The organism is Flavobacterium sp. (assembly GCF_013823965.1).
Taxonomy (GTDB): domain Bacteria; phylum Bacteroidota; class Bacteroidia; order Flavobacteriales; family Flavobacteriaceae; genus Flavobacterium.
The window spans coordinates 1-25,902 of sequence record NZ_PNNA01000037.1 but is presented as its reverse complement, the minus strand read 5'-3'; the positions used below and the strand labels follow the sequence as shown (position 1 = coordinate 25,902).

The following is a 25,902-nucleotide window of genomic DNA, read 5'->3' as shown; positions in this document are numbered from 1 at the left end:
ATTCGGATTGTATTTCATTCCTTTTTTATATTGTTTTTTAATGGAGTCATGCTTTCGCGCACTCAAGTCGTCTTTATTGATATGATTCAAAGTCGCAAAGACTTTTACGGCATAATTATTTTAGACGCCAAATTTACATTTATTGTACGAAAGTTGAAAGTTTGAGCGTTATTAACTTTAAATAAAGAAATTCTTTGCTATTTTTACCCCATAATTACAATAAACTATGGCTTCTTCATTTGATAAATTTCAAAAACGCAGGTTAATTTCCTCTTATTTCTCGGTTGTGCTAAGTGTGTTCTTGGTATTGTTTCTATTAGGAATACTAGGCTTTTTTATTATCAATTCTAAAAAACTGGCAGACGATTTCAAGGAAGAAATTGCCATGACGGTATTTTTCAAAAATGAAGCGAATGACACCATATTAAAGGCTTTTGGAAAAGAACTCAAAACAGCTCCTTTTTCAAAATCATTTGTTTATGTTTCCAAGGAAGCTGCCGCAAAGCAACATACCGATATTATTGGAGAAGATTTCATGACCTTCTTGGGCGAAAATCCTTTGCAAAACTCCTATGACATTCACCTCAAAGCGGATTATGTGATTAAAGACAGCATAACGAAAATTGAAAGTCGTTTGAGAAAAAACGCCATGATTTCGGATATTGTTTACGACAAACAATTGGTGAATTTAGTCAACGACAACATCAAGAAAGTGAGTATGTGGATATTGATAATCAGTGGTTTTTTGACCATTATAGCTGTTTTATTGATTAACAGTTCTTTGCGTTTGTCCATTTATTCCAACCGATTTATCATCAAAACGATGCAAATGGTAGGCGCCACAAAGGCGTTTATCAGAAAACCATTTGTAATGAGAAGCATTAAATTGGGAATGATTGGAGCAGGTTTGGCGATTATTGCGCTTATTGGTGTTTTAATTTATGTTCAAACTAATTTTCCTGGTTTAGGAATTCTTGATGACAAATTGCTTGTGGCATTGGTCTTGTTGCTGGTTTTTGGAGCTGGCGTTTTAATTACATGGATAGGCACATATTTTGCAACACAACGCTTTTTGAATTTAAGAACAGACGATTTATATTAGTGTTCCCTAAAAAATAGAAACTTAAAACAGAGGTTGAAATTGCTTCGTGCCTCGCAATGATAAAATGAAAAAAGAAGAACAAAAACACGAATTTCTTTTTGAAAAAGTAAACTATAAAATTCTACTTGTTGGAATTGCAGTTATAGCACTTGGATTTATATTAATGTCAGGCGGCGGAAGCGAAGACCCTAATGTATTTAGCGAAGAGATTTTCAATTTTAGAAGAATCCGCTTGGCTCCAACAACGGTTTTAATCGGTTTTGGAATCACGATTTATGCTATTCTAAAAAATCCAAAAAAATAGTTTGCAGTGTTCAGAATTCTGTTTTCAGTTAGCAACAACTGGAACTAAAATTTACAATCTAAAGTCTAAAATCTGCAATCTAAAATGAATACACTACAAGCCATTATTATTGCCATTATTGAGGGATTAACCGAATATCTTCCAATTTCTTCCACCGCTCACATGATTTTTACGAGTTCCTATTTTGGAATCCAAGAGGATGATTTCGTAAAACTTTTTCAAGTTTCGATTCAATTTGGCGCCATTTTGGCCGTGGTTGTTTTGTATTGGAAGAAATTTTTGGCTTTTCCAACTCTAAAAGTTGGAATGAATTTTTACACCAAATTGGCTTTTGCCGTAATTCCTGCCTTAGTGTTAGGAAAATTATTCGATGACAAAATTGAAGCAATTCTGGGAGATCCAATTCCAATCGCGATTGTATTGATTCTGGGTGGAGTGATTTTACTTTTTGTTGACCAATATTTTAAGGACAAAACTACCATTGTAAATGAAGAGGACATTACCGTTAAAAAAGCCGTAACAATTGGTTTTTGGCAATGCTTGGCAATGATGCCAGGAACAAGTCGGTCTGCAGCTTCCATCATTGGCGGAATGCAACAAGGTTTGTCACGCAACACGGCAGCAGAATTTTCGTTTTTCCTGGCAGTTCCAACCATGTTGGCTGTTACATGTTATTCCGTGTTTTTAAAAACCTATGAAACTTCGCAAATGAAGGGTTATGAATTGATTTTAAAATCAAACGACAATATCATGATGTTTTTGATTGGAAATGTAGTGGCTTTTATAGTCGCGATTTTAGCCATCAAGTTTTTTATTGGAATCATCAACAAATACGGTTTCAAGCCTTGGGGCTGGTATCGAATTATTATGGGAACTTTTTTGTTGATTTACTTTTCTTACCTAAAATAATTTCTTTTGAAAACTGCCGAAGATTTCTTGAACGGACAAATCATATTAATTGACAAGCCTTTGCATTGGACATCATTTCAGGCAGTCAATAAAATGAAATATGCTTTAATCAACAAAGCAGGGCTTCCCAAAAAATTCAAAATTGGGCACGCCGGAACTTTAGACCCATTGGCAAGTGGATTATTACTGGTTTGTACCGGAAAATTTACCAAAAGAATCACTGAACTTCAAGGGCAAGCCAAAGAGTATATAGGAACTTTTCACATAGGAGCAACCACGCCTTCCTATGATTTAGAAACCGAAATAAACGAAATTTTCGACACTTCGCATATTGACGAATCATTAATTCACGAAACAGTAAAACAATTTTTGGGAGAAATTGACCAAAAACCACCTATTTTTTCGGCCATAAAAAAAGACGGAATCCGTCTTTATGAACACGCTCGTGCTGGAGCATCTGTAGAAATAACAACCAGAAAAACGACAATCCACGAATTTGAAATCACCCGAATTGCGCTTCCTGAAATTGATTTTAGAGTAGTTTGCAGCAAGGGAACTTATATTCGCTCCTTGGCTTACGATTTTGGAAAAGCAATGGAATCCGGCTCACACTTGACGGTGTTGCGCAGGACAAAAATTGGCATTTATGACGTAAATGATGCAATGGACGTAACTTTATTTGAACAAAGCTTAGCCCATTGATGTTACCAAAAACTTTAAACCCAAAACAAATACAACACTGAATCCACAATGTGATTTATGTTTGAATAAAAGTGTTTTTATTTTAAACTCTTTCTACGTAAAATTGGATTAATAACGACTTGGACTTTTACCACCAAATAGTAAAGTAGAAAAATAATCGTAGAATCTTTCAAATAAATTTTTCATGACGATGTTTATTAAATTGTTGGACAATATTTAAACACCAATAAAAAAGTAAATCGAAATGATAGATTTGGTAGGGGTTACTAATTTACAAAATTTTTTAATAAAAAAACCAAACCTGAATTTTTTTTATTAAAATAATTTAGGCTTGTTTTTTTTACTCTTAAAACAATGTCTCGGGCAATTAATTCTTGTGTTTTAGATTACACTTTTAAATAAAAACCCAAATAGCATGTTGGCTATTTAATAAAATTTCAAATCTTTTTTACACTAAAACGCACTCAACAATTCCAAATAGTATTTTTTTAAAAACATTATTTCAAAAAACAGATTATGACTATATTTGCACAACTCAACTAAAATAAAGTAATGAAGTACAAAAGAATTCTTCTCAAATTAAGTGGCGAAGCATTAATGGGCAATAGGCAGTACGGTATTGATCCAGCTAGATTAGATGAATATGCCGTTGAAATCAAAAAAGTGCATGACCAAGGCGTAGAAATTGCCATCGTGATAGGTGGGGGAAATATTTTTAGAGGTGTCGCCGGAGCAAGTGCAGGAATGGACAGGGTTCAAGGTGATTACATGGGAATGTTGGCCACCGTAATAAACGGAATGGCACTACAAGGAGCACTCGAAGGCAAAGGAATGAAAACTCGTTTGCAAACTGCCTTGAAAATGGAATCAATTGCCGAACCATACATCAAAAGAAGAGCCGATCGCCATCTTGAGAAAGGAAGAATCGTGATTTTTGGAGCGGGAACAGGAAATCCTTATTTTACCACTGATACCGCAGCGGTTTTACGTGGCGTAGAAATAAATGCCGACGTAATACTCAAAGGAACTCGTGTAGACGGCGTTTACACAGCTGATCCTGAAAAAGATGCCAGCGCAACCAAATTCAATTATATTTCTTTTGAAGATGTATTGAAAAAAGGATTGAATGTCATGGACACTACCGCATTCACTTTGAGCCAAGAAAACAAACTCCCCATCGTAATATTCGACATGAACAAAGAAGGCAATTTGTTGAAAATTTGCGAAGGTAAAAACGTAGGAACAGAAGTAAATATATAGTTAGCAGTGTTCAGTATTCAGTTTGCAGTAAAAACTGAACACTGAACATTGAATACTGAACACCAATTAAAAAGATATGACAGAAGAAATAGAATTTATTTTAGACAGCACCCAAGAATCTATGGCGGGTTCTATAACGCATTTAGAAAAATCATTCTTGAACATCCGTGCCGGAAAAGCTTCACCTGCAATGTTGGGAAGTGTTTTCGTGGATTATTACGGGTCTGCAACACCACTTTCACAAGTATCAAAAATTAGCGTTCCCGATGCCAGAACCATTACATTGCAACCTTTTGAAAAGAATATGTTGCACACCATCGAAAAAGCGATAATGATTGCCAATCTTGGTTTCAATCCAATGAATAACGGCGACGTAATCATCATCAGTGTGCCACCTTTGACCGAAGACCGAAGACGCGAATTGGCAAAACAAGCAAAAGCTGAAGCCGAAGACGCCAAAATTGGAATCAGAAATGCTCGTAAAGATGCCAATACCGACATTAAAAAATTAGAAAAAGAAGGAACATCCGAAGACATTTGCAAAAGCGCCGAAGACCAAGTTCAAAATTTAACCAACAGTTTTATCAAAAAAATTGACGAACTTCTTGTTACTAAAGAAGCCGAAATCATGAAGGTGTAACCTCTTCAATAATTCATAAAAAAATCCGCTTGATGCGGATTTTTTTATGAATTATTGTTTAATTATCAAAACCGAAGGAACTCCACTCAACCAAACACTTTGGGAATCAACGAGTGCTTTCCAACTTTCGATACTGATTATCATTAAATCCTGCTTTGCCAAAAACTCTTTTTTAATGATTTTGTCATTTATGGCAACAATGTTATCAGCATATTTTTGTTCCAATGAATTGATGGCGCTCTTCATCACAAAATTAGTTTTAACATGCCCATTTACATCTAAAACCGTGATTTGGGAATTGTTGTTGAAAATCAATTTCTGCGCATAATCAATCAAAAAGGAATCTTCAGCATTAAAAATAGGCATAAAAACATTATTGACTTGTTGCAATTCTTTGTCAATCAAAATCCCCAAAGGCGTCTTGGTTTTCAAAATAATCTGCCTGGTTCTTTCGTCAAAAGGAGAATTCTCGAACAAGCCTTCCTTCCCTATAAATTTATCAATAAGTCGGTCGGGATTGATGATTCTTGTGGTGAATCCCAACACTTTTCCGAGCAAAGTTCCTTCAAAGATAGATTTACCAAGACCTACCAAAAGCAAATCATATTCGCCATTGTTCGCAATTTCAGTAATATTAGTTTCAATGTCCACGGTAGCTTGAAACAAAGTCGTGATTTCTTGTTTTAAAACTTTAGATTCTTGCAATAATGGCAAAAACCTGTCTTTTTCATAGTCTTCTATGTTATACGAATGCACTTCATCACTCAAAGTAAGATGCATGGCGGTTATGGTTGAAGTCTCCTTCTGTTTTTTGACTAAACTATTTGCCAATCGCAAAAGCGATTTTCCCTTTTCTTTGTTCCCAAAAGAAATCAGTATGTTGTATTTATCATCACTCGGGATTTCCTCTAAAACACCTTCGTCCTTTGTCTTGAAAATGAAATTTATAATATTCAACGTTGGTCCAGTCATAAAAGTAGTGACTAACGCCATGATGACCATCATTGTAAACACTTCTGGAGTAAGCACTTTTAAATCCAAACCAATATTTAAAACGATTAATTCCATCAAGCCTCGCGTGTTCATCAAAGCACCAATGGTCAAGCTATCGCGCCAACTTTGACCTACAAATTTGGCAGCCAAAGCACTTCCAAAAAACTTTCCTACAACGGCAACAAGTATAATAAATCCGGTAACTTTCCAAAGATAAGGGTCGTTTATCAAGCCTATTTCTGTTCGCAAACCCGTGTAAACGAAAAATAATGGCAGCAATAAAATCACCGAAACATCTTCTACTTTTTCTATGAAAAGATTCCTGAATTTGGTAATATCAGGCATGATAACTCCGGTCATAAAAGCCCCGAAAAGCGCATGTATTCCTATTACTTCAGTAATATAAGAGGAAATAATCAAGGTTAAAAAGAAAATGGCCACCACGGGTTTGTTCAAACTACTTTTTGTTCCATACAATTCCCCAATTTTTTTCAAGAATGGTTTGACCACAAAAAGCATGACAAATACATAACCTAATGCCAATCCGATAATGTAGAGGGAACTCACGAAAGTTCCTGCCTTTACAATGGCGATTACTGCGGCAAGCAAACACCAGGCTGTAATGTCATCGGCAGCGGCACAAGTAATTACTATGGCTCCTAATTTTGTTTTGTGGATTCCTCTTTCTTGGACGATTCTTGCCAAAACCGGAAACGCGGTAATGCTCAAGGCAATTCCCATAAACAAGGCAAAAGGCAAAAAAGCAACCCCTTCTGGTGCAAATTTAAAATAAACAAAATAAGCCAGACCAATTCCCAATGCAAAAGGAATCACAATACTGGCGTGGCTAATGACAATAGCATCTTTAGCCCTGTTTTGCAATACTTTCAAGTCGAGTTCCATCCCAATGACAAACATAAAAAGTATCAGTCCGATTTGGCTTAAAAACTGTAAATTCCCCAAGGATTCAACAGGAAACAAGTCCATGGAAAAGTCTGGAAAATACAAGCCCAAAAGCGAAGGCCCAAGAACAATTCCTGCTATGATTTCGCCAATTACGGAAGGCTGCCCAATTTTTCTGAAAACCCAACCAAAAAAACGAGCTACTATTATTATGGTGATAATTTGCGCCAAGAGGATGGCCAAAGGATGGTGCAAATTGAGGGTCAAAGAAGAAACAAAATCATTCCAATGACCATTTTCGACTACGGGGCGCAAAAATTCTTTGTCCATCTCCAGGTCTTTCCCCTTGCCCAAAATCCAATATATCAAAGCTGAAAAACCGCCTGTAACAACTAGATAAAAGATGGTGTTTCTATGATTTTTCATAAGATATTGCTTCAAAAAAATTTGCACAAAGATGCAAAATCCAAATATATAAATTACATCTCATAAATTATGTTATTGTAAAATAAAAATTGCAGAATTAACATCTACAACATTAAAAACTCTTCTTTGAAACAAATAATTTGCTGCCCTTTTCATTACCTTTGCGAAATTTAAAAATCGATATGGTTAAGTGGTTTAGTTTAGGATTTTGGGAATTAATTGCCCGTGTAGTTCTTCGAAATAGGATTTTAATGTTGTCGATTGTTTTATTGGCAACCATTTTATTGGCAACACAATGGAAGAACATCCATTTTACCCATACGGAAGCCAATATGTTGCCTGAAGACAACATCGTCAATATAGAGTACAACGCCTTTTTAAACAAATTTGGCGAAGAAGGAAATCTAGTCATCATTGGTGTAAAGGACAAAACATTCTTCACTCCAAAGGCTTATGCTGCTTGGGCTAGATTGATGAATACCTTAAAAAAAGACGTGGCAGTTGATCTTGTTATCTCCATAAACGACTTAAAAAAATTACAAAAAAACGATTCACTTCAAAAGTTTGAATTGGTTCCTTTTGTTGACCAAAGCAAAACCACCGACGAGGTTTATCTCGATAAAATAAAAAAGGAACTCTTCAATGATTTGCCTTTCTATGAAGGATTACTATTCAATAAAAAATCAGGAACGATTCGTTCAGCCATTTATTTAGACAAAAAAATAGTAAATACGCCGGCCCGAAAAGATTTTATTCTACACAAATTGGTTCCGGCCGTGCAGAAATTTGAGGATGAAACTAAAATTGACCTGCGTGTTTCCGGAATGCCTTACATTCGAACGCTGAATGCACAGACCATCATTGACGAAATCAGTATTTTCATTGGCGCCTCATTATTGGTAACTTCATTGCTTTTCTTTTTCTTTTTCAGAAGTTTTAGGGCTACCCTAATTTCGATAATCATAGTGATTATTGGCGTAATGTGGTCTTTTGGTTTCTTGGGATTATTAAATTACGAAATTACTGTTTTAACCGCCTTGGTTCCTTCTTTAATCATCGTAATCGGGATTCCGAATTGCATTTTCCTTACCAATAAATACCATCAGGAATACAAAGTTCACCGAAACAAAGTCAAGGCGCTCCAACGAGTTACCACCAAAATTGGAATGGCAACCCTAATGACAAACCTGACTACGGCCATTGGTTTTTTTACCTTCATAACGTCAAACAACAAACTACTCATTGAGTTCGGAAACGTGACTTCCATCAATATACTGGCATTGTTCTTTTTGTGCATCATTGTAATTCCCATTTTTCACAGTTACATTCCCGCACCAAAAGACCGCCACATCGAGCATTTAGACAGAGGTTATGTAAAATCGTTTATGGACTGGATTCTACGAAACGTGAAAGACAATAGATTTTCGATATACACCGTCGCCGTTTCACTTTTGGTCATTAGTATTATTGGAATTTACAAAATGCGTATTTCAGGCAGTATCATAGAAGACATGCCAAAAAAAGCTGCCTTTTTTAAAGACATTCTTTTCTTCGAAAAAGAATTTGACGGCGTGATGCCTCTCGAAATCATGATTGACACCAAGCACAAAAAAGGCGTCATGAAACTTTCTACCCTCAAACGCATGGATGAACTCCAACAGGAAATTGACGAAATTCCAGAATTGTCAAAACCTATTTCAGTTGTCAATTTAGTAAAATATTCTACCCAAGCTTATTATAACGGAAACCCGGATTATTACGAATTACCCACTTCGCAGGAACAGTCTTTTATTTTGTTGTACGCCAAAAATGCCACCAAAAATTCGAAAGACAACCTGATGAAAAGCTATGTGGATTCTACAGGTCAATTTGCCCGAATCACTACTTTTATGCGGGACGACAACGGAGGCGTTATGCCAAAAATCGAAGCTGAAATTCGCAAAGAAGCCGACAAAATTTTCCCTCCGGAACGCTACAACGTAACCATCACTGGAAAAGCATTGGTTTTTCAAAAAGGAACAGGTTACTTGCTGGACAACTTGCTGTCGTCCTTGGTTTTTGCTTTTTTCTTGACGGCACTTTTAATTGGATTTATGTTCCGGTCTTTCAAAATGATTTTGGTTTCCATCATACCAAATCTCTTGCCATTGTTGCTAACCGCCGGAATTATGGGCTTTTTTGACATTCCCCTAAAACCCTCCACGATATTGGTTTTCGGAATTGCATTTGGACTTTCGGTTGACGACACCGTCCGGTTTCTGTCCCAATATCGAGAGGAATTGAAGAAAAACAACTGGAAAATTCGCAAATCCGTTTATGCCACTTTTAACGATGCCGGCTTGAGCATGTTTTACACTTCTATCGTGTTGTTCTTTGGGTTTTCGGTCTTTATGTTGTCCAGTTTTGGAGGAACCATTGCTCTTGGCGGACTGATTTCATTGACTTTGTTGTTCGGAATGCTGTCGAATTTAATGTTATTGCCTGCTTTGGTTTTAACCTTGAACAAAACATTGGCCAACGAACAGGAATTTATCGAACCCAAAATTGACATCATCGAACATAGCGACGAGGAAATTGATGCTTTGAACAAGGAAGAGCTAAATTAACCCAACAGCAACAATTGCTTTTTGTTGCCCGAAACAAAAGAGATAACAAATGGCAGGAAATAGCTCCTTACTTGGACGAGCCCAATGTGGCTTTTCCAAACAAATCAATTATATTTGCAATTCAAACTTATTTAATTTTACGGTATCGTAAATCGCATATCCAAAATCAAACATTAAAAATGAAACATACAAGAGTTAAAGACTTGCTAAACAGCACCAATACACTTCTAGAAGTAAATGCAAAAGGTTGGGTAAGAACTTTTAGAAACAATCAATTTATTGCGTTGAACGACGGTTCGACCATCAACAACATACAATGCGTGGTCGATTTTGAAAACACGCCCGAAGAAACTCTGAAAAGAATTACCACGGGAGCTGCCATTTCGGTTACAGGAGATTTGATTGAAAGTAAAGGAGCAGGTCAAAAATATGAAATTAAAGTACGAAAACTGGAAATTCTTGGCGATTCGGATGCGGAGAAATTCCCGATGCAACCCAAAAAACATTCCTTGGAATTCTTGCGTGAAAATGCGCATTTAAGAGTTCGCACGAATGCTTTTGGAGCGATTATGCGAATTCGTTCGGTATTGTCGTTTGCCGTTCACAGCTATTTTCAACAAAAAGGTTTTGTGTATGTCAACACGCCAATTATCACCGGTTCTGATGCCGAAGGTGCCGGCGAAATGTTTAAAGTGACCGCTTTGCCTTTCGACAATCCACCAAGAACCGAAGACGGAAAAGTAAATTACAAGGAAGATTTCTTTGGAAAAGAAACCAACTTGACCGTTTCAGGACAATTGGAAGGCGAAACTTTTGCAATGGCTTTGGGCCAAATTTACACTTTTGGACCAACCTTTAGAGCCGAAAACTCGAACACTTCTCGCCACTTGGCAGAATTTTGGATGATTGAACCCGAAGTGGCTTTCAATGATTTGAATGACAATATGGACTTGGCCGAAGACTTTATCCAATATGTTATTAAATACACGATGGAGAAATGTCCTGATGATTTGAAATTTTTGGAAGGAAGATTGCTCGAAGAAGAAAAATCGAAACCACAAGCCGAAAGAAGCGAAATGACTTTGTTGGAAAAACTGAACTTTGTGTTGGAAAACAATTTCAAACGCGTGTCTTATACCGAAGCGATTGACATTTTGAGAGATTGTACTCCAAATAAAAAGAAAAAATTTCAATACATCATCAACGAATGGGGTGCCGATTTACAATCAGAACACGAACGTTATTTGGTAGAAAAACACTTTAAATCGCCGGTAATCTTGTTTGATTATCCAGCCAATATCAAGGCATTTTACATGCGTTTGAACGAAGACGGAAAAACAGTTCGTGCGATGGACATCCTTTTCCCGGGAATTGGAGAAATAGTGGGAGGTTCACAAAGAGAGGAACGTTTTGATGTTTTGGTCGAAAAAATGAAAGCCTTGGGGATTGATGAAGAAGAATTGTGGTGGTATTTGGACACTCGCCGATTCGGAAGCGCCGTTCACTCCGGTTTTGGACTTGGTTTCGAAAGATTGGTGCTGTTTGTAACAGGAATGACCAACATTCGCGACGTGATTCCTTTCCCGAGAACGCCACAAAATGCAGAGTTTTAAAAAAGTTTAATGTTGTTTAAAAGTTCAAAATCGTTTAATGTTGTTAAAACCCAACTAGATTAAACCTTTAAACAATTTTAAACTCTTAAACCTTACAAACAAAAAAATATAAATGCTAAAACAATTTCTAAATCTTAAATTATCCCAAAAATTATCTCCTCAACAAATCCAGTTGATGAAGTTAATTCAATTGCCCACGCAGGCATTCGAACAGCGTTTGCTGGAAGAAATGAACGAGAATCCGGCATTGGAATCAGGAACTGAAGACGACGAAATTTACGACAATGACGAATTCAACAACGATGACACCAATGATGAATTCGACGATTATGACGATACCGAAAGCGAAGATACCAGCGACATCAACATTGACGAATATCTAAGCAGCGACGAAACGCCAGATTACAAAACACAGGCCAATAATTACAGCGATGACGACGAAGAACGCGAATCGCCATTGGTGGCTCCCATCAGTTTTCACCAAGATTTAATCAACCAGTTGAACACATTTATTTTGGATGACAACGAGCGGGAAATAGCCGAATTTCTCGTGGGAAGCATCGATGACATGGGTTATATTCGACGAAGCATTCCGGACATAGTTGACGATATGGCATTTACACAAGGCATTTACACTGACGAAAAAACCGTCGAAAGAATGTTGCACATCATCCACGAATTGGAACCCTCGGGCGTTGGCGCGCGCGATTTACAGGAATGTTTGTTGCTGCAATTGAAACACAAAACGCCAACGGAGTATGTGGCTTTGGCAATGGACATCATCGAAAACCAATTTGATGCTTTTACCAAAAAACATTACGACAAATTGCAGCAAAAATACAACGTTTCGAATGAGCAACTCAAAACCGCCATTAACGAAATTGAAAAACTGAACCCAAAACCAGGTGGTTCTTTCACCGGAAGCAACAAAATAACGGAACACGTCGTTCCCGATTTTGCCATTCGAATTGAGGAAGACGAATTGGTTTTGACCCTAAACGGAAGAAACGCACCTTCCCTGCACGTTTCCAAAGATTACCAAGAAATGATGCAGACCTACAAAAGTTCCCGAGACAAATCGAATGCGCAGAAAGATGCGGTGCAGTTCATCAAACAGAAACTGGATTCGGCCAAATGGTTCATCGACGCCATCAAACAACGTCAGGAAACGCTTTACGTGACAATGAACGCCATCATGCATTACCAGCAAGAATACTTTTTGGAAGGCGACGAGACCAAGCTAAAACCAATGATCTTGAAAGACATTGCCGATATGGTTGGATTGGATATTTCGACCATTTCCCGCGTGGCCAACAGCAAATACGTGGAAACGCCTTATGGAACGAAATTGATCAAGGAATTCTTCTCGGAAGCAATGAAAAACGACCAAGGCGAAGATGTCTCAACTCTTGAAATCAAGAAAATCCTGCAAAACGTGATTGAGGACGAGGACAAACGCAAACCGCTTCCAGACGATCAATTGGCAGAAATCCTTTTGGAAAAAGGTTATCCGATTGCCAGAAGAACCATTGCAAAATACCGAGAACAACTCGATATTCCGGTGGCGAGAATGAGGAAAAAGATTTAAGATTTTAAATTACGGATTAACGATTTTAGATTTACCAATAAAGCCTTGAAAAAAATACTTCCTTTTTTCTCCTATTTATTTCATCCGATATTTGTTCCGGTTTATGCTGCCTTGTTGTACTTTTTTTGCAATGATTCCTATTTTACAAATCCTGAAAAATATTTTGCTCTATTTCAAATTGTAATAATTACGATAGTGCTTCCCATCTTGTTTTTTTTTCTGTTACGTGTTTCGGGACAAGTTGATTCCATCATGATTTCGGAGATTTCGCAACGCAAAATTCCATTGGTCATTTTATGTTTTTTGACTATTTTATTGGTACGAAAAAGCATCACGTTAGACCGCTTTCCAGAATTGCATTTTTTCTTTTTGGGAGGATTATTAAGTACGGTACTTGCCTTGGTTTTTTTGTTTTTTAAAACAAAAGTCAGTCTTCACATGATTGCCATAAGTGCTTTGACGACTTTTGTCATTACATTAAGCATCCACAATCAAACTCGGAATATAAATTGGATAGCATTTCTGGTACTCATGAATGGTTTTGTGGCTTCATCAAGATTGGAAATGAATGCACATACGCCTAAAGAGTTGGCGATTGGCTTTTTTTTAGGAATAATTCCACAACTGCTTTTATCTAGTTTTTGGCTATAAAATATAGAATATAATTCCAATATTTATTGAATTCATGTCTACAACTTCCGTGCTGGTTTTTGCCGATTGAAACAACGCATTCAATCCATAATAAGCATACACATTTATAGTGTTGTAGCCTGCAGAAATATAAGTTCCGTATTGAAAATCATCAAATCCTTTGTTGTTTTTGACAACTATTTTGCCTTGTGCATCTTCATAAACAGACTTGTCATAAACCAAGTAACTTAATTTCAATCCGCCATAAATTCGCCAAAATTTATGACTTTCATAAGTAGATGTACGCCATCTCAATTCAAGAGGAACATCGACCAAAAATTGTGAAAATCTATTTTTTCTAAACCCCGAACCGGAATCAATAATGGTATAAACCGGACTGTTGTTTGATTTTGTAATTGCCAGATTTTGGTTGTAATTATTCAATGTAAAACCAATGCCGGGAGCTATTGCAAACGTTCTTCTTTTATTTACGGGAAAATCTCTAAGAAAACCCGTAGAAAACCCCGCCGAGAATTTATCCTGAGTTAAGCCGGCTGGTTTGTTTTGCAAAGTATTGAGGGTAAAACCAAAATAAAACTGGTCTTCTCTGTAAAGTGAATCTATTTTTACTTTTGGAGCGTTTTCAGCGCTTGTATTTTCTTGCGCAAAAACAGGAAAAACCAATAGGGAAAGAAAACAACCAAGAAATAATCGCATATCCGTTTTTTTGTGGGATAAAATTACAAAAAAAAGCCAACCGAAAGGCTAGCTTTTTTTGATTATAAATTATTATTGCAGAGAGGATGGGATTCGAACCCACGATGCAGTTGCCCACATACAAACTTTCCAGGCTTGCTCCTTCAACCACTCGGACACCTCTCTATTTGTTTGAGGCTGCAAAGAACACGAAAAAAATTGATTAAAGAAAATTAAAATTCGATTTTTATGAAATTTCTCCGCGTAATGAGGTTTCAAATATGGTTTTAAAAATTGTTGGCGACACATTTTGCCCCAACAAGTACATTAATTTAGTAATTGCAGCTTCGGTGGTGATGTCTTTTCCAGAAATAACACCTATTTCCTTCAAAGAAGTACTGGTTTCATATTTTCCCATTGTCACACTTCCTATCGAGCATTGTGTCACATTTACAATTTGCAAACCTTTGGCAATTCCGTTTTTCAAAAGAGTTAAAAACCACTCTTCTGTTGGTGCATTTCCGGCACCATAGGTTTCCAACACAATTCCTTTGAGTTCCGGAATTTCAAAAATCGCCGACAAAACGCTTTCATTAATCCCGGGAAATATTTTTACAATTGCCACACGATTGTCTAAACTCTTGTGAATCCTCAATTTTTTTACTCTTGTTCTAGTTAAAAATAATTCAGGATAAGTTTTCAAATGCACTCCAGATTCTATCAAAGTCGGATAATTCGGTGAGATGAAAGCATTGAAATTTTCAGAATTCAATTTTGTGGTGCGATTGCCTCGATACAATTTGTATTCAAAATAAAGACAAACTTCACTGATTAAGGGTTTTCCATCTTCTTGCAAAGAGGCAATTTGAATGGCAGTTATCAAATTTTCCTTGGCATCCGTTCTTAAATCGCCAATGGGCAATTGCGAGCCGGTAAAAATTACGGGTTTCGACAAATTTTCGAGCATAAAACTCAATGCCGAAGCCGAATACGACATCGTATCAGAACCGTGCAAAACGACAAATCCATCAAAACGGTGATAATTATCCTCTATAATTATGGCGATTTGAGACCATTTTTCGGGATTCATATTAGAGGAATCGATTGGTTTTTCGAAAGAAATGGTTTCGATTTCACAATCCAATTGCTTTAATTCCGGAATTCTTTGCAGTAATTTACTAAAATTGAAAGCCTTGAGCGCTCCCGTTTCAAAATCTATCTTCATACCAATGGTTCCACCGGTATAGATTAGCAGTATTTTACTTTTAGACTGCATTTTCGTATTTCAACTTGTTGACAACTGGATTGGCATACATTGCCAAGAAACTTTGCAGTGCCAATGGATTACAATGATCGATTCTCATTTCCAATCGGCGTTCAAAAAGCGATTTCTCGTTTTCGGTATACAAATTCGAATAAGTATCGGTTTGATTCAAAATATCATAAGCAATATAATTAGTTGGCCACAGTTTATAATTGCTCAAAATGGAATCATCTATAACTTGTGCCAAGGCAAGAATCTGCTTGTTGGAGTTTTCGTGTTGGACTTTTATCGCATCTAATTCATCGACTAAAACATCTCCAACGTGAATGTGGATTCTTCTTTTTGGCCCCATAACACCACTCATCAAATTGATGAAATCCTCGTTTTTCTCCTTGATGTAAATTTCCTGTCTGGCTTCCGCCAAAAGTTGGGGCATTTTCAAGGCATCTGTTGGGTCGTATTCGTAAGAAATTGAGACAGGAACTATTTTTATTTTCTTGAAATAATCCATCAAATCTTCTTCGCCAGAAGCCATGGCCAACATTTTCAGAACTCCCGGATTGGTGGCATCATTACCGTCTTTGGTCCTGCCTTCTCTTTGTGCGATCCAAACCGAACGATTTTCGTATTGCAATAATTTGCTAATATATTCTGATAATAATTTTGAACTTTGAAGCATTTCTCGAGGCGACAATCCTCTCTGAACCAGAAAATTACGATTCAATCTCGCCAATACTCTCAAGAATGATTTAGTAACCAAATTATCACCAATCGCAGAGGCCGTCATCACCAATTTGTGTTCAAACAAACAAGCATTGAGCAAGGAAGTGTCTAAAAGAATATCGCGATGGTTCGAAATAAATAAATAGGCCGTATTCGGTTCCAGCTTTTCAAAACCCGAAGTGCTTAGCCCATCAGAGGTTTTTTCCAACACTTTTTTTAACGATTGGTATATGAAATTACATTGAAAATCCCTCGTAGAATGCGTTCTTCGGAGTTGTTCTTTCCAAATTTCGTCAGCAACGTCTGGAAAAGTAAAGTTCATCAATGCCTTCATCATGGGATGATCGAGCACCTTTAGAATCGCATCGTTTACTTCGGTATCATAAAATGGACGAATAGCGTCAAATTTTGACATATAGCATGTTTTTAAAAGAACAAATGAACAAATTTTTTAACAAAAATAGACGAATTCTGCATTAAATCCCAAAAACCGCTTTAGAATTTTCGGTGGTTATGTTTGCGATTTCCTCTGGAGATAAATTGTAAATTGTTGCGAGTTTATCGACCACATTGACCAAATAACTGCTTTCGTTGCGCTTTCCGCGGAAAGGAACCGGCGCCAAATAAGGAGAATCCGTTTCGAGAACCAAATGTTTCAAATCGATTTGGTTCAAAAATTGGTCAATTTTTCCGTTTTTGAACGTCACGACGCCGCCAATTCCGAGTTTCATGTTATAGGATATGGCTTGTAAAGCTTGCTCGTAAGTCCCCGAAAAACAGTGAAAAATCCCGAACAAATCAGCCGATTTTTCTTCTTCCAAGATTTCGAAAATTTCGTCGAAGGCTTCTCTACAATGAATAACTATCGGTAATTGGTGTTGTTTCGCCAACCGAATTTGCTTTCGGAATGCGTCTTGTTGCTGTGGCAAATGGGTTTTATCCCAGTACAAATCGATCCCGATTTCGCCCACGGCATAGAATTTTCTTTTAGTTAATTCCTCTTCAACGTGTTGCAATTCCTCGAGATAATTGTCCTTGACGTGCGTGGGATGCAAGCCCATCATCAAGAAAATATTTTCGGGATAGACTTTTTCCAAATCATACATCGACTGTGTATAATCCGAATCGATAGCGGGAATAAAAAACCGCGAAACACCAGCATCAATGGCGCGCTGAATCATTTCGTTACGGTCTTCGTCAAATTCATTGGAATATAAATGGGTGTGCGTATCAGTAATTGTCATTGCAAGCTTTAATTAAGCCGCAAAGATACAATCTTGTTCAAAAAAATGAACCATATAAGGCATTTAAGGTCAGATAAGCTTTTGATTACATTACTTAAATGACCTTAAATGCCTTATATGGTTGAAACAATTAATCCAAATCGTTCAACAATTGTTGCACTTGGTCGTAATCCTCGAAATCATCTGGAATGGTCAGAAGAATGTTTTTGCAGGATTTATAGTCTTTTTGTTTGAGTTTAGAAAGTGCCAAATACCAAGTCGCCTTGTTTTTATATATAGAATTGCCATATCTTAAATCGGATAAATTGATTTCAGCCTTTTGAAATTGGTCGGTTTCCAGAAGCGAAACAGCATAAAAATATTGAATTTCCGGCGATTTATTCTCTTTTAAAATTGCTTCAAAACAGGTAATCGCCGTTTTATAATTCTTGGCATTAAATGCGTCTTGCGCCAATTTCAGGTTTTCGTTTACGTCGCCTCTTTCGATAAAAGTTGCCATTTCAGGATTGTTGTAATCATCAAAAGAAGGGTTTATGTTTTGAAAAACAAACAATCCCACCAAAATCGTCACAGAAGCCGCAACCGCATAATGCCAAGGGCTGAAATCAATAACTTTCGGTTTTTTGGTTTTGAAATGTTCCTTGGAAATGGATTTCAAGTTCTTTTTGAAGGCCTTTAATTCTTCTTGATTCCCAAATTTGTTTTCCAAATGGAGATTCAAATCCTTGAAAATTTCGAAAGCTGAAGCCAATTCCGAATCTTCAGCCAATTGTTTTTCGAAGTTTGTTTTTTCTTCGGCAGACAATTCATTTGAAAGATAATTTTCGAATAATATGTAGCGTTCGTCATTCATGGCTAATTCGTTTTTAAAGAGTTAAAGCGATTCGTTTCCTGAATCCACTGGGTCAATTGACCGACACACAACGATTTTTTCTTTCGAACATAACCATAAGTCACGTTGAGTTTTTCGGCAACCTCCTCCATCGATTTGATGGTAAAACTTAATTTCAACAACTCTTGGCATTTGTCGCCCAGTTTTTGAAACATCGTGTCAAAAAGTTGCTGTTTTTCGTCGAATAGTTCCGTTTCGGTCACCATTTGTTCGGTGGGTTCATTAGTAGATGGCAGATCCTCGTCGATTGTTACCCCTTTATTCGAAGATTTTTTTATCTCGTTCAACCATTTTCTTTTGCACAATAAAAAAAAGTAGGCGTCAAACGGGCAAGTCAATTGCAGTTTCTTGGCTTTGGCTTGATTGAAAAGCAAAATCATGATTTCCTGCACCACGTCTTGCGCCCGGTCTTCATCACCCGAATTGTTCCTGATATACGAAACGACTTTGGGAACAAACTTCTTGTAAATAGAATGAATTACCGCCGAATCATTATTGGCAAGTCCATCAATGTAGAATTGGTCTGGATGAATTGTGTTGTTGGCCATAAAAACTTTTTTTTCGAAATTAGTAAAAAAAGGGGTAACAAATATAAAAGCCAATTGATATAACGGTATAAATCAATAATTGGAACTTTTTAAAACTTTTGGATTATGGAAAATTTAAAAAAATTAGGAATCAGTTTCATCAGCAAAATTTGGGCATTGATTACCCGATAATAAAAAATCTGAAAACAAGGGGTAACAATTCAAACGGCAAGTTGATATAACAATGAAACCAGAATTAAAAAACAAATTTCAAAACAAATTTCAAAACAAAGGGTAACAATATCAAACCCGAATTGATATAACAACAGAAAACAAAAAATAAACAATTTTAAAAATTAGAAATTATGAAAACGAATTTAAAAAACATCGGACTTTTAGCTTTAGCAACAATCTTCTTCACAAGCTGTACTAATAATGAAGAACTGGCTCCAACTCCTCCAACAGCAGCAGCATTCAAAGGAATTAATGAAGCCGGAATCAAAAAAAACACCCAAACTTTTACCGCTACCGCTGGTACAGGAACCATAACATTGACTTCTGCAAAAGGAGTTTCAATAATCCTGAACGGAAATGCCCTTACCAAAAACGGAAACCCTGTAACCGGAGCAATCGACATCACATACATTGAGATTTTCGACAAAGGAAACATGCTTATCACCAACAAACCCACAATGGGAATTATGGCCGACGGTAACAGAAGTCTGCTAAAATCGGGTGGCGAATTTTTCATCAAAGCCTCTCAAGGAGGAGTCGATTTAGTTTCAACGGGATCTATACAATTGAAAGTTCCTGCTAATTTAACAGGAACACTCGATACTGCTATGACTTTATGGAACGGAATTATTGACGACAAAGGAAACTTGGCTTGGGCAGACGCAAGAAATCCTAATGGAGCAGGCGGTAAAGGTGGTGTAGAAGCAATGCAAAACAATTACTATGTAACTTTTGGCAACTTTGGCTGGACCAATGTCGATAAATTTTACAGCGATCCAAGACCAAAAACTACCATTCTTGCCGATGCTCCCGACGGTTATGACAACACCAACTCTGCCATTTACTTGTCTTATGACGGCGAAGGAACCAATGCGCTTGCCAAATTGGACACCTACACTGCAGCAGGATTGTTTAGCGAGCACTACGGACAAATCCCAATAGGATTGGCTTGTCATGTGATTTTTGTAACCGAAGACAATGGCCAATGGCGTTATGCAATAAAAGCAGTTACTGTGGCAGCAAATGACGTTTACAACTTCACCCTTGCCGAAACAACTATCGGAACCGAAGCGCAATTAGTGGCTGCCATCAATGCGATACAATAACCCAAAATAGAACTTTTTGAACGAAGTGGTGATTTGCTCACCACTTTTTTCTATTTTTAGAACTTTATTCAAACCGTATCGATTATGAAAAAACTAGTATCGCTCTTCTGTTTTCTATTATCTTTCTGTCTTCCTGAGCTTGTCAAAGGACAAACCAAAGTAAAAGACACGGTTACCCGAAGAGCCAATATCACATATAATCAGAAGGCGAATGCGGTCAAATTCAAGCCCGAAACACCGCCATTAATCCCGATTGCCGGCGCTCCAAAACCTTCGTATTCCTATTTATGGGAATTCGGGGACGGGCATTACAGCAAGGAAGCCGAACCCAAACACGTTTATAAAAACAAGGGGGATTACAAAACCAGACTTGCCGTAACCAACAATTACGACAATGGAAAACCACCCGCAACCAGACCAAAAGCAGTTGCCGTAAACGAAATTTCGAACGAAGAAACGTATCAGGACATTGCTTCCATCGAAGACCAAAACGGATTGGCCATCCAGAAAAATGCCGACCCAATTCCCGACCAACAAATGGAAGTCATCGTGAGCTACCAGAATATGGAAAACTATGTAACCGACGGGAAATTATATCTTTTTTACAACGAAAAACAATTCAAAAACAACAACTTCCAATTGGTCGATTTCCGAACGTATGCCGGCGAACGGGAAGTGAAAGAAAACTTGGTGGCGACCGTGAATGATTTAAATGACTCAGATTCCTATTTGGCATCTGAAAACGCATTGGCTACAACCAAAAAATACAGAACGACCACCACTGAAGAAAACTTAGATGCTACTTTACTTGAAGCCCACAAAACATACAAAAATGTAACAATTCTGGAATTTGACGGCGTAAATCCTGGTGAAAACCGCAACGTGTTTTTTACCCACAAAACCACGCCCGAAATGATCAAGGATACCAGCGCTACCGTGACGATGCGAAGTGTTTTTGTCCCAAATCGAAGTTTCAAAAACCACAAAGTCAAAAACCTCGAAATGGAAATCGTGACTTCGCACGACCCCAACAAAATGGGTTCCAACGGAAGTTTTATGAATTACCGATTGGTGCGATTCAAAAGAGTCAAATTCAAGACACGTTTCCAGAACAACGGCGAAGGCCCAGCCAGAATGATTCGTTTGGAAACCGACATTCCGGATATGTTCGACAAAAAAACATTCCAAATTGAGGATATGTATCCCAAATGTCCAATTTGCCCAAAAGGCGAAGAACCGACAACGAGTTGTTTGGACACAATTATCAAGCAAAAACAGATATTTTTCACCTTCAAAAACATTTATTTGCCGGGAAGCGAGCAGAAAAACGTCAAAGAAAAAGACAGCACCAAAGGATTTGTCAAGTATTCGATGAAATTCAACAAAGACTTTCACAAAGTAAAGACCAAAAGCAGGACGGCCATAATTTTCGACAAAAACGAACCCATCATCACCAATTATGCCACAACCCGATTCTCGCCAGGAATTTCCGTTGGTGCCAAAGCGGGTTACAATTTCTATCCCGATTTGGAAAATTCCAAAAGTTATTTTGTGGGTGCGACCATTTCGCCTTATAAATCCTATCGCTATTATTGGCAAGCCGAGTTCGTGAACAGCCTGCATACTTATGATGGAACAACTACAACCACAGAAACATTTGTCCAAAATGCCAATGGCCTTCGTCAATTGCAACGCAGAACGACTTCGTCGGAAAACAGTAATATCAATTGGGAAATTCCAGTATTGATGCGCTACAACATTAATAATTTTATCGGAATTGGGGCCGGATTGCAAGCCAACTTTAATGTTTCGGAAAAACAAGAACAAAACCTGAAAACAGAAACTTTCGAAGGAATTACCGATAAACTTTTGCTCTCGACAACCAACGAATCCAAGACTACAAAAGAATCTTTCACCAATCTAAAAACCGGATTATTGTTCGATTTAACTATTGGCGCAGCGAGAATTGGCCCCAGTTTTGGTGCGAGATATGTGTTGAATTTTGAAGACAATTTCAATTATTTCCAGTTGTATGGCATTTGGAAGTTTTAGAAAATGGCACACACCTCTCGACTGCGCTCGAGATGACAGACACGGAAAAACATAATAGTCACGGATTTTCACAAACTTAAATGACCTTAAATTCCTTATATGGTTAAAAATATTTTTTGTCTTCTGCTATTCACGACCCTGACCGTTTTTGGGCAAGGTTCACTTGCGCCGGAAGATAAAATTTATAATGCCGTTGATGTTTTTGTAGCGAATCCTTCTTTGGAAAATTTGCAAAAACTGGACGCAACCGAAAAGAATTTCTGGAAAAACCCCAAGCCAAAAACCAAGAATGAATTGCTGGCGATTGTGGTCTTGAATTGCAACAAAGCCTATTATGAAAATCAATTGATCAAGACCAATACAGCCATTTCGAGTTACGAAAAAGCCTGGCAAATTTACCAAAAAAACAAACTTTCCAATTATGACATTACGGAATATTGCCTGAAACCTTTGGGCAATCTTTACACGATTATGGGCGATTACGACAATGCCGAAAATACCATCAAACAGTATTATTTCATTACCGATGCCGAGAAAAACCAAGCCCAAAAAATAGCGGCAATCCTCAATTTATCCAATGTCTATCAAAACACGGGCAGGATTAATGAAGCGATTGATTTGCTCGAAAAAACCATTAAAACAGAGAAATTATCTGCCGTTCAAAAAGGAAATTTGTTCAATAACTTGGGCAACAATTATGTGTTGAGTTATAAAAGCACTGATGTAATTATAAAAGTTATTCCAAATGTTTTTGAAAAACTTGAAAACTCATACTTTAATGCGATTAAATTATTGCAATCCGACAAAACCCAAACCGAAACACTAGCGAATTGTTACCGTAATTTGTCCGCTTTAAATTTGCAATGGCACAATCCTGATTTGGCTAATTCTTATTTTGAAAAAGCCAAAAACTATTTCTATGCAACGCCCAATATTTCGCCTCGAAAACTAGCCAAATTCAATTATGAAGAAGCCAATTTGTTATTCCAACAACAAAAATATGCCGAATCCAGCAACTTGATTAAAGCCATTTTCCGGATTTTGATTCCCAATTATTCCAATCAAAAAAACAGTCTGCCGAATCCGAATTCCCTTTATGCCGAAACCATTTTATTGGACGCACTGGACTTGCAAGCCGAAATTTTTGCGGAACAAAACCAACCCAAAAAAGGATTGGAAGCGTACGCGCTTTCGTTTCAAATCGAGGAGTTGTTCGCCAATTTGCTGGTGTATGAAAACTCGAAAATCATCAACCAAATCCGCATCAGGAACCGAACCGAAAAATGTATTGCCATTTATGATTTTCTCTACAAAAAAGAAAACAAAATCGCTTACATCGAGCAGGCTTTCCAACTTTCGGAACGAACCAAATCGGGCGTTTTGAAAAGCTATCTTTCCAACAAAAAAACCGCTTCCAGGGAAGAAAAATTGTATCTGGAACAATTGCAAAACTGGAACAACGAAATCCTGAAAGAGCAGCAAAAAGGTGATTTGGCGAATGTTTCCAAAATAAATGAAGCCATAAAAAAACAAAATGAATTGATGCTTTTGTTGAAGAAAATCAGGTCGGAAAACCAAGTCGGTTCAGCTGAAAGTATAGACATAAAAGCCTTGTATTCGAAACTTGAAAAAGACAAAGCCATTATGGTGGAGTATTTTTCTGGTTTTGAGAGAATGTATATTTTTACCTTGGCCAACCAAAGAATAAAACTGGAACATCTCAACATAACAGACACGGCTATACCAAAAATAATTTCGTTTTTGGATTATTTCAGCGATGCCAATAAAATTACCGACGATATTTCGGGCTACAATCATTATGGTAATTCACTTTATAAAATGTTGCAATTACCAACAAACATAACTTATCAAAACCTCGTCATTATTCCAGATGGAATCTTGAATTTCCTGCCTTTCGAAGCCTTGATTACCAAAGAATCCAGCACAACCAATTTTGCCCAAATGCATTATTTGCTGAACGATTTCAGGATTGCTTACAATAATTCGGCGGGGTTTTATTTGGCTTTCGACAAGCTCAAGCTGACAAAAAACGACAAGAAAACGGTACTCGGAATTTTTCCAGTCTTCGAAAAAACGGCTTACGAATTGACGTTTTCCAAAGCTGAAATGCAATCCATAAAAAACAATTTTGACGGACAATTTTTCGAAAATTCGAACGCTACTTTCGATAATTTCAAGACAAATGCTTCCCATTATTCTATTTTGCATTTGAGTACCCACGCTAGTTCGGGCGATACCGAAACGCCGGCCAGCATCAAGTTTTACGATCGTGAAATTTTGTATTCCAAACTGTACAACCTCAACATTAATCCCGATTTGGTGGTTTTGAGTGCCTGCGAAACCGGAATTGGAAAACTCTACAAATCCGAAGGTGCGATGAGCGTTGCCCGTGGATTCCAGTTTGCCGGAGCACAAAATTTGTTGTTTTCCTTGTGGAAAGTAAACGATTATACGACTTCGGTTTTTATGGAAGATTTTTACAAGAACATCAAAAAAGGTGAATCTTATTTTGAAGCCAATGCCAATGCCAAACTGGATTTTTTGAACGACAAATCGATTTCAAACGCCAAAAAATCGCCTTATTACTGGAGTGCTTTTGTCTATTATGGCGGAATGAAAACTCCGGAAACTCCAACGAATTATTATTTCTATTTCCTTGGGTTATTGATTTTAATTGGATTATTTTTGATTTACAAACACTTCAAAAAATGAATTACCTTCCCTATATTCTCAAAAAAGAAAACTACAAAAAGATAAAATTCAAGGTTTCGAAAACGCAACATTTGCTCATCAAAGCCAAGATTAATGGCGTGAAAGGCAACTTTATTTTGGACACAGGTGCATCCAACAGCTGCGTGGGTTTTGAAAGCATTGAAATGTTTCAACTAACCGCCAATGATTCCAAGACAAAAGCCGCCGGTGCTGGCGCAACCGGAATGTTTACCCAAACTTCTGCAAGCAATAAACTGCAATTGGGCGATTGGAAATGCCGTGATTTTGACATTGTTATTTTTGATTTATCGCACGTAAACGAAGCTTTGACTGCTTATAAAGCCAAACCTGTTCACGGCATTATTGGTGCCGATATTTTAATGAAAGGCAAAGGAATTATTGACTATTACAATCATTGTTTATATTTGATGAAATAAATTTTCAAAAAATATATAAAAAATCCCAAACTTCTGTAATCGGAATTTGGGATTTTTTGTATTGAAAATTATTTAAAACTACAATTCGAAAGCTTTTTTAGGATTTCCTCCACAAAGTAATTCTACTGGGTTTTCCAAGGCTTCTTTCACGGCAACCAAGAAACCAACTGACTCACGTCCGTCGATAATTCTGTGATCATAAGAAAGCGCCACGTACATCATTGGGTGAATTTCCACTTTACCGTTTACGGCAATTGGACGCTCGATAATGTTGTGCATTCCAAGGATTCCAGATTGAGGAGGATTGATAATTGGCGT

General features: G+C 37.3%; 22 protein-coding genes and 1 tRNA gene. 14 read left to right on the top strand and 9 right to left on the bottom strand.

Annotated features, from left to right (window positions below):
• Positions 1 to 226 precede the first annotated feature (226 nt).
• From C0430_RS04345 to frr, 6 genes are all read left to right on the top strand, one after another.
• On the top strand, positions 227 to 1,102 hold the full coding sequence (locus C0430_RS04345; RefSeq protein WP_290865850.1) for a permease-like cell division protein FtsX: 876 nt from the start codon (positions 227 to 229) through the stop codon (positions 1,100 to 1,102).
• A gap of 64 nt (positions 1,103 to 1,166) precedes the next feature.
• Positions 1,167 to 1,406, top strand: a complete 240-nt coding sequence (locus C0430_RS04340) for a DUF3098 domain-containing protein (RefSeq protein WP_290865848.1) — start codon at positions 1,167 to 1,169, stop codon at positions 1,404 to 1,406.
• Between the two features lie 84 nt (positions 1,407 to 1,490).
• Positions 1,491 to 2,315, top strand: a complete 825-nt coding sequence (locus C0430_RS04335) for an undecaprenyl-diphosphate phosphatase (protein ID WP_290865846.1) — start codon at positions 1,491 to 1,493, stop codon at positions 2,313 to 2,315.
• A gap of 6 nt (positions 2,316 to 2,321) precedes the next feature.
• The gene (gene truB / locus C0430_RS04330) at positions 2,322 to 3,017 is read left to right on the top strand and encodes a tRNA pseudouridine(55) synthase TruB (protein WP_290865844.1); all 696 of its coding nucleotides are present in this window, start codon (positions 2,322 to 2,324) and stop codon (positions 3,015 to 3,017) included.
• A gap of 552 nt (positions 3,018 to 3,569) precedes the next feature.
• Positions 3,570 to 4,277 carry a UMP kinase gene (gene pyrH / locus C0430_RS04325; protein WP_290865842.1) on the top strand — a complete coding sequence of 236 codons (708 nt, stop codon included), beginning with the start codon at positions 3,570 to 3,572 and terminating at the stop codon, positions 4,275 to 4,277.
• Positions 4,278 to 4,353: 76 nt separating this feature from the next.
• Entirely contained in the window at positions 4,354 to 4,917 is a 564-nt protein-coding gene (frr, locus tag C0430_RS04320; RefSeq protein WP_290865840.1) for a ribosome recycling factor, read from the top strand.
• Between the two features lie 51 nt (positions 4,918 to 4,968).
• Here the strand turns inward: frr and C0430_RS04315 are convergent, their stop codons facing one another.
• Positions 4,969 to 7,239 (bottom strand): cation:proton antiporter, encoded by a 2,271-nt coding sequence (locus tag C0430_RS04315; RefSeq protein WP_290865838.1) that lies wholly within the window; start codon positions 7,237 to 7,239, stop codon positions 4,969 to 4,971.
• A gap of 182 nt (positions 7,240 to 7,421) precedes the next feature.
• Here C0430_RS04315 and C0430_RS04310 point away from each other — a divergent pair, with 182 nt between their 5' ends.
• From C0430_RS04310 to C0430_RS04295, 4 genes are all read left to right on the top strand, one after another.
• The gene (locus C0430_RS04310; RefSeq protein WP_290865836.1) at positions 7,422 to 9,845 is read left to right on the top strand and encodes an MMPL family transporter; all 2,424 of its coding nucleotides are present in this window, start codon (positions 7,422 to 7,424) and stop codon (positions 9,843 to 9,845) included.
• 179 nt (positions 9,846 to 10,024) lie between these two features.
• The gene (asnS, locus tag C0430_RS04305; protein WP_290865834.1) at positions 10,025 to 11,458 is read left to right on the top strand and encodes an asparagine--tRNA ligase; all 1,434 of its coding nucleotides are present in this window, start codon (positions 10,025 to 10,027) and stop codon (positions 11,456 to 11,458) included.
• 112 nt (positions 11,459 to 11,570) lie between these two features.
• The gene (gene rpoN / locus C0430_RS04300; protein ID WP_290865832.1) at positions 11,571 to 13,046 is read left to right on the top strand and encodes an RNA polymerase factor sigma-54; all 1,476 of its coding nucleotides are present in this window, start codon (positions 11,571 to 11,573) and stop codon (positions 13,044 to 13,046) included.
• A 45-nt stretch (positions 13,047 to 13,091) separates the two neighbouring features.
• Positions 13,092 to 13,697: a hypothetical protein gene (locus tag C0430_RS04295; RefSeq protein ID WP_290865830.1), complete on the top strand. Its 606-nt coding sequence runs from the start codon at positions 13,092 to 13,094 to the stop codon at positions 13,695 to 13,697.
• Here C0430_RS04295 and C0430_RS04290 read toward each other — a convergent pair.
• From C0430_RS04290 to C0430_RS04260, 7 genes are all read right to left on the bottom strand, one after another.
• Positions 13,692 to 14,393: a porin family protein gene (locus C0430_RS04290; RefSeq protein ID WP_290865828.1), complete on the bottom strand. Its 702-nt coding sequence runs from the start codon at positions 14,391 to 14,393 to the stop codon at positions 13,692 to 13,694. The genes C0430_RS04295 and C0430_RS04290 overlap by 6 nt on opposite strands.
• Positions 14,394 to 14,471: 78 nt before the next feature.
• Positions 14,472 to 14,558: transfer RNA gene (locus C0430_RS04285), tRNA-Ser, on the bottom strand.
• 61 nt (positions 14,559 to 14,619) lie between these two features.
• A complete protein-coding gene (locus tag C0430_RS04280) occupies positions 14,620 to 15,648 on the bottom strand; it encodes an asparaginase (protein WP_290865826.1) in 1,029 nt (342 codons plus the stop codon).
• Positions 15,638 to 16,774, bottom strand: a complete 1,137-nt coding sequence (locus C0430_RS04275; RefSeq protein ID WP_290865824.1) for a 1-acyl-sn-glycerol-3-phosphate acyltransferase — start codon at positions 16,772 to 16,774, stop codon at positions 15,638 to 15,640. The genes C0430_RS04280 and C0430_RS04275 overlap by 11 nt, the downstream gene beginning before the upstream one ends.
• 61 nt (positions 16,775 to 16,835) lie before the next feature.
• A complete protein-coding gene (locus C0430_RS04270; RefSeq protein WP_290865822.1) occupies positions 16,836 to 17,603 on the bottom strand; it encodes a TatD family hydrolase in 768 nt (255 codons plus the stop codon).
• 130 nt (positions 17,604 to 17,733) lie between these two features.
• Positions 17,734 to 18,456: a tetratricopeptide repeat protein gene (locus C0430_RS04265; RefSeq protein ID WP_290865820.1), complete on the bottom strand. Its 723-nt coding sequence runs from the start codon at positions 18,454 to 18,456 to the stop codon at positions 17,734 to 17,736.
• A gap of 2 nt (positions 18,457 to 18,458) precedes the next feature.
• Positions 18,459 to 19,043: a sigma-70 family RNA polymerase sigma factor gene (locus C0430_RS04260; RefSeq protein WP_290865818.1), complete on the bottom strand. Its 585-nt coding sequence runs from the start codon at positions 19,041 to 19,043 to the stop codon at positions 18,459 to 18,461.
• Between the two features lie 344 nt (positions 19,044 to 19,387).
• On the opposite strand from C0430_RS04260, the gene C0430_RS04255 reads away from it, so the two are divergent.
• The 4 genes from C0430_RS04255 (at position 19,388) to C0430_RS04240 (ending at position 25,584) form a co-directional block, all read left to right on the top strand.
• A complete protein-coding gene (locus tag C0430_RS04255; RefSeq protein ID WP_290865816.1) occupies positions 19,388 to 20,362 on the top strand; it encodes a hypothetical protein in 975 nt (324 codons plus the stop codon).
• A gap of 84 nt (positions 20,363 to 20,446) precedes the next feature.
• Positions 20,447 to 22,414 carry a PKD domain-containing protein gene (locus C0430_RS04250; RefSeq protein WP_290865815.1) on the top strand — a complete coding sequence of 656 codons (1,968 nt, stop codon included), beginning with the start codon at positions 20,447 to 20,449 and terminating at the stop codon, positions 22,412 to 22,414.
• Between the two features lie 99 nt (positions 22,415 to 22,513).
• Positions 22,514 to 25,147 carry a CHAT domain-containing tetratricopeptide repeat protein gene (locus C0430_RS04245; protein ID WP_290865813.1) on the top strand — a complete coding sequence of 878 codons (2,634 nt, stop codon included), beginning with the start codon at positions 22,514 to 22,516 and terminating at the stop codon, positions 25,145 to 25,147.
• On the top strand, positions 25,144 to 25,584 hold the full coding sequence (locus C0430_RS04240) for a retropepsin-like aspartic protease (protein WP_290865812.1): 441 nt from the start codon (positions 25,144 to 25,146) through the stop codon (positions 25,582 to 25,584). Before C0430_RS04245 ends, C0430_RS04240 begins: the two co-directional genes overlap by 4 nt.
• A gap of 78 nt (positions 25,585 to 25,662) precedes the next feature.
• On the opposite strand, the gene C0430_RS04235 is transcribed toward C0430_RS04240, so the two are convergent.
• A partial coding sequence (locus tag C0430_RS04235) for a 2-oxo acid dehydrogenase subunit E2 (protein ID WP_290865810.1) occupies positions 25,663 to 25,902 on the bottom strand: 240 nt, incomplete at its 5' end.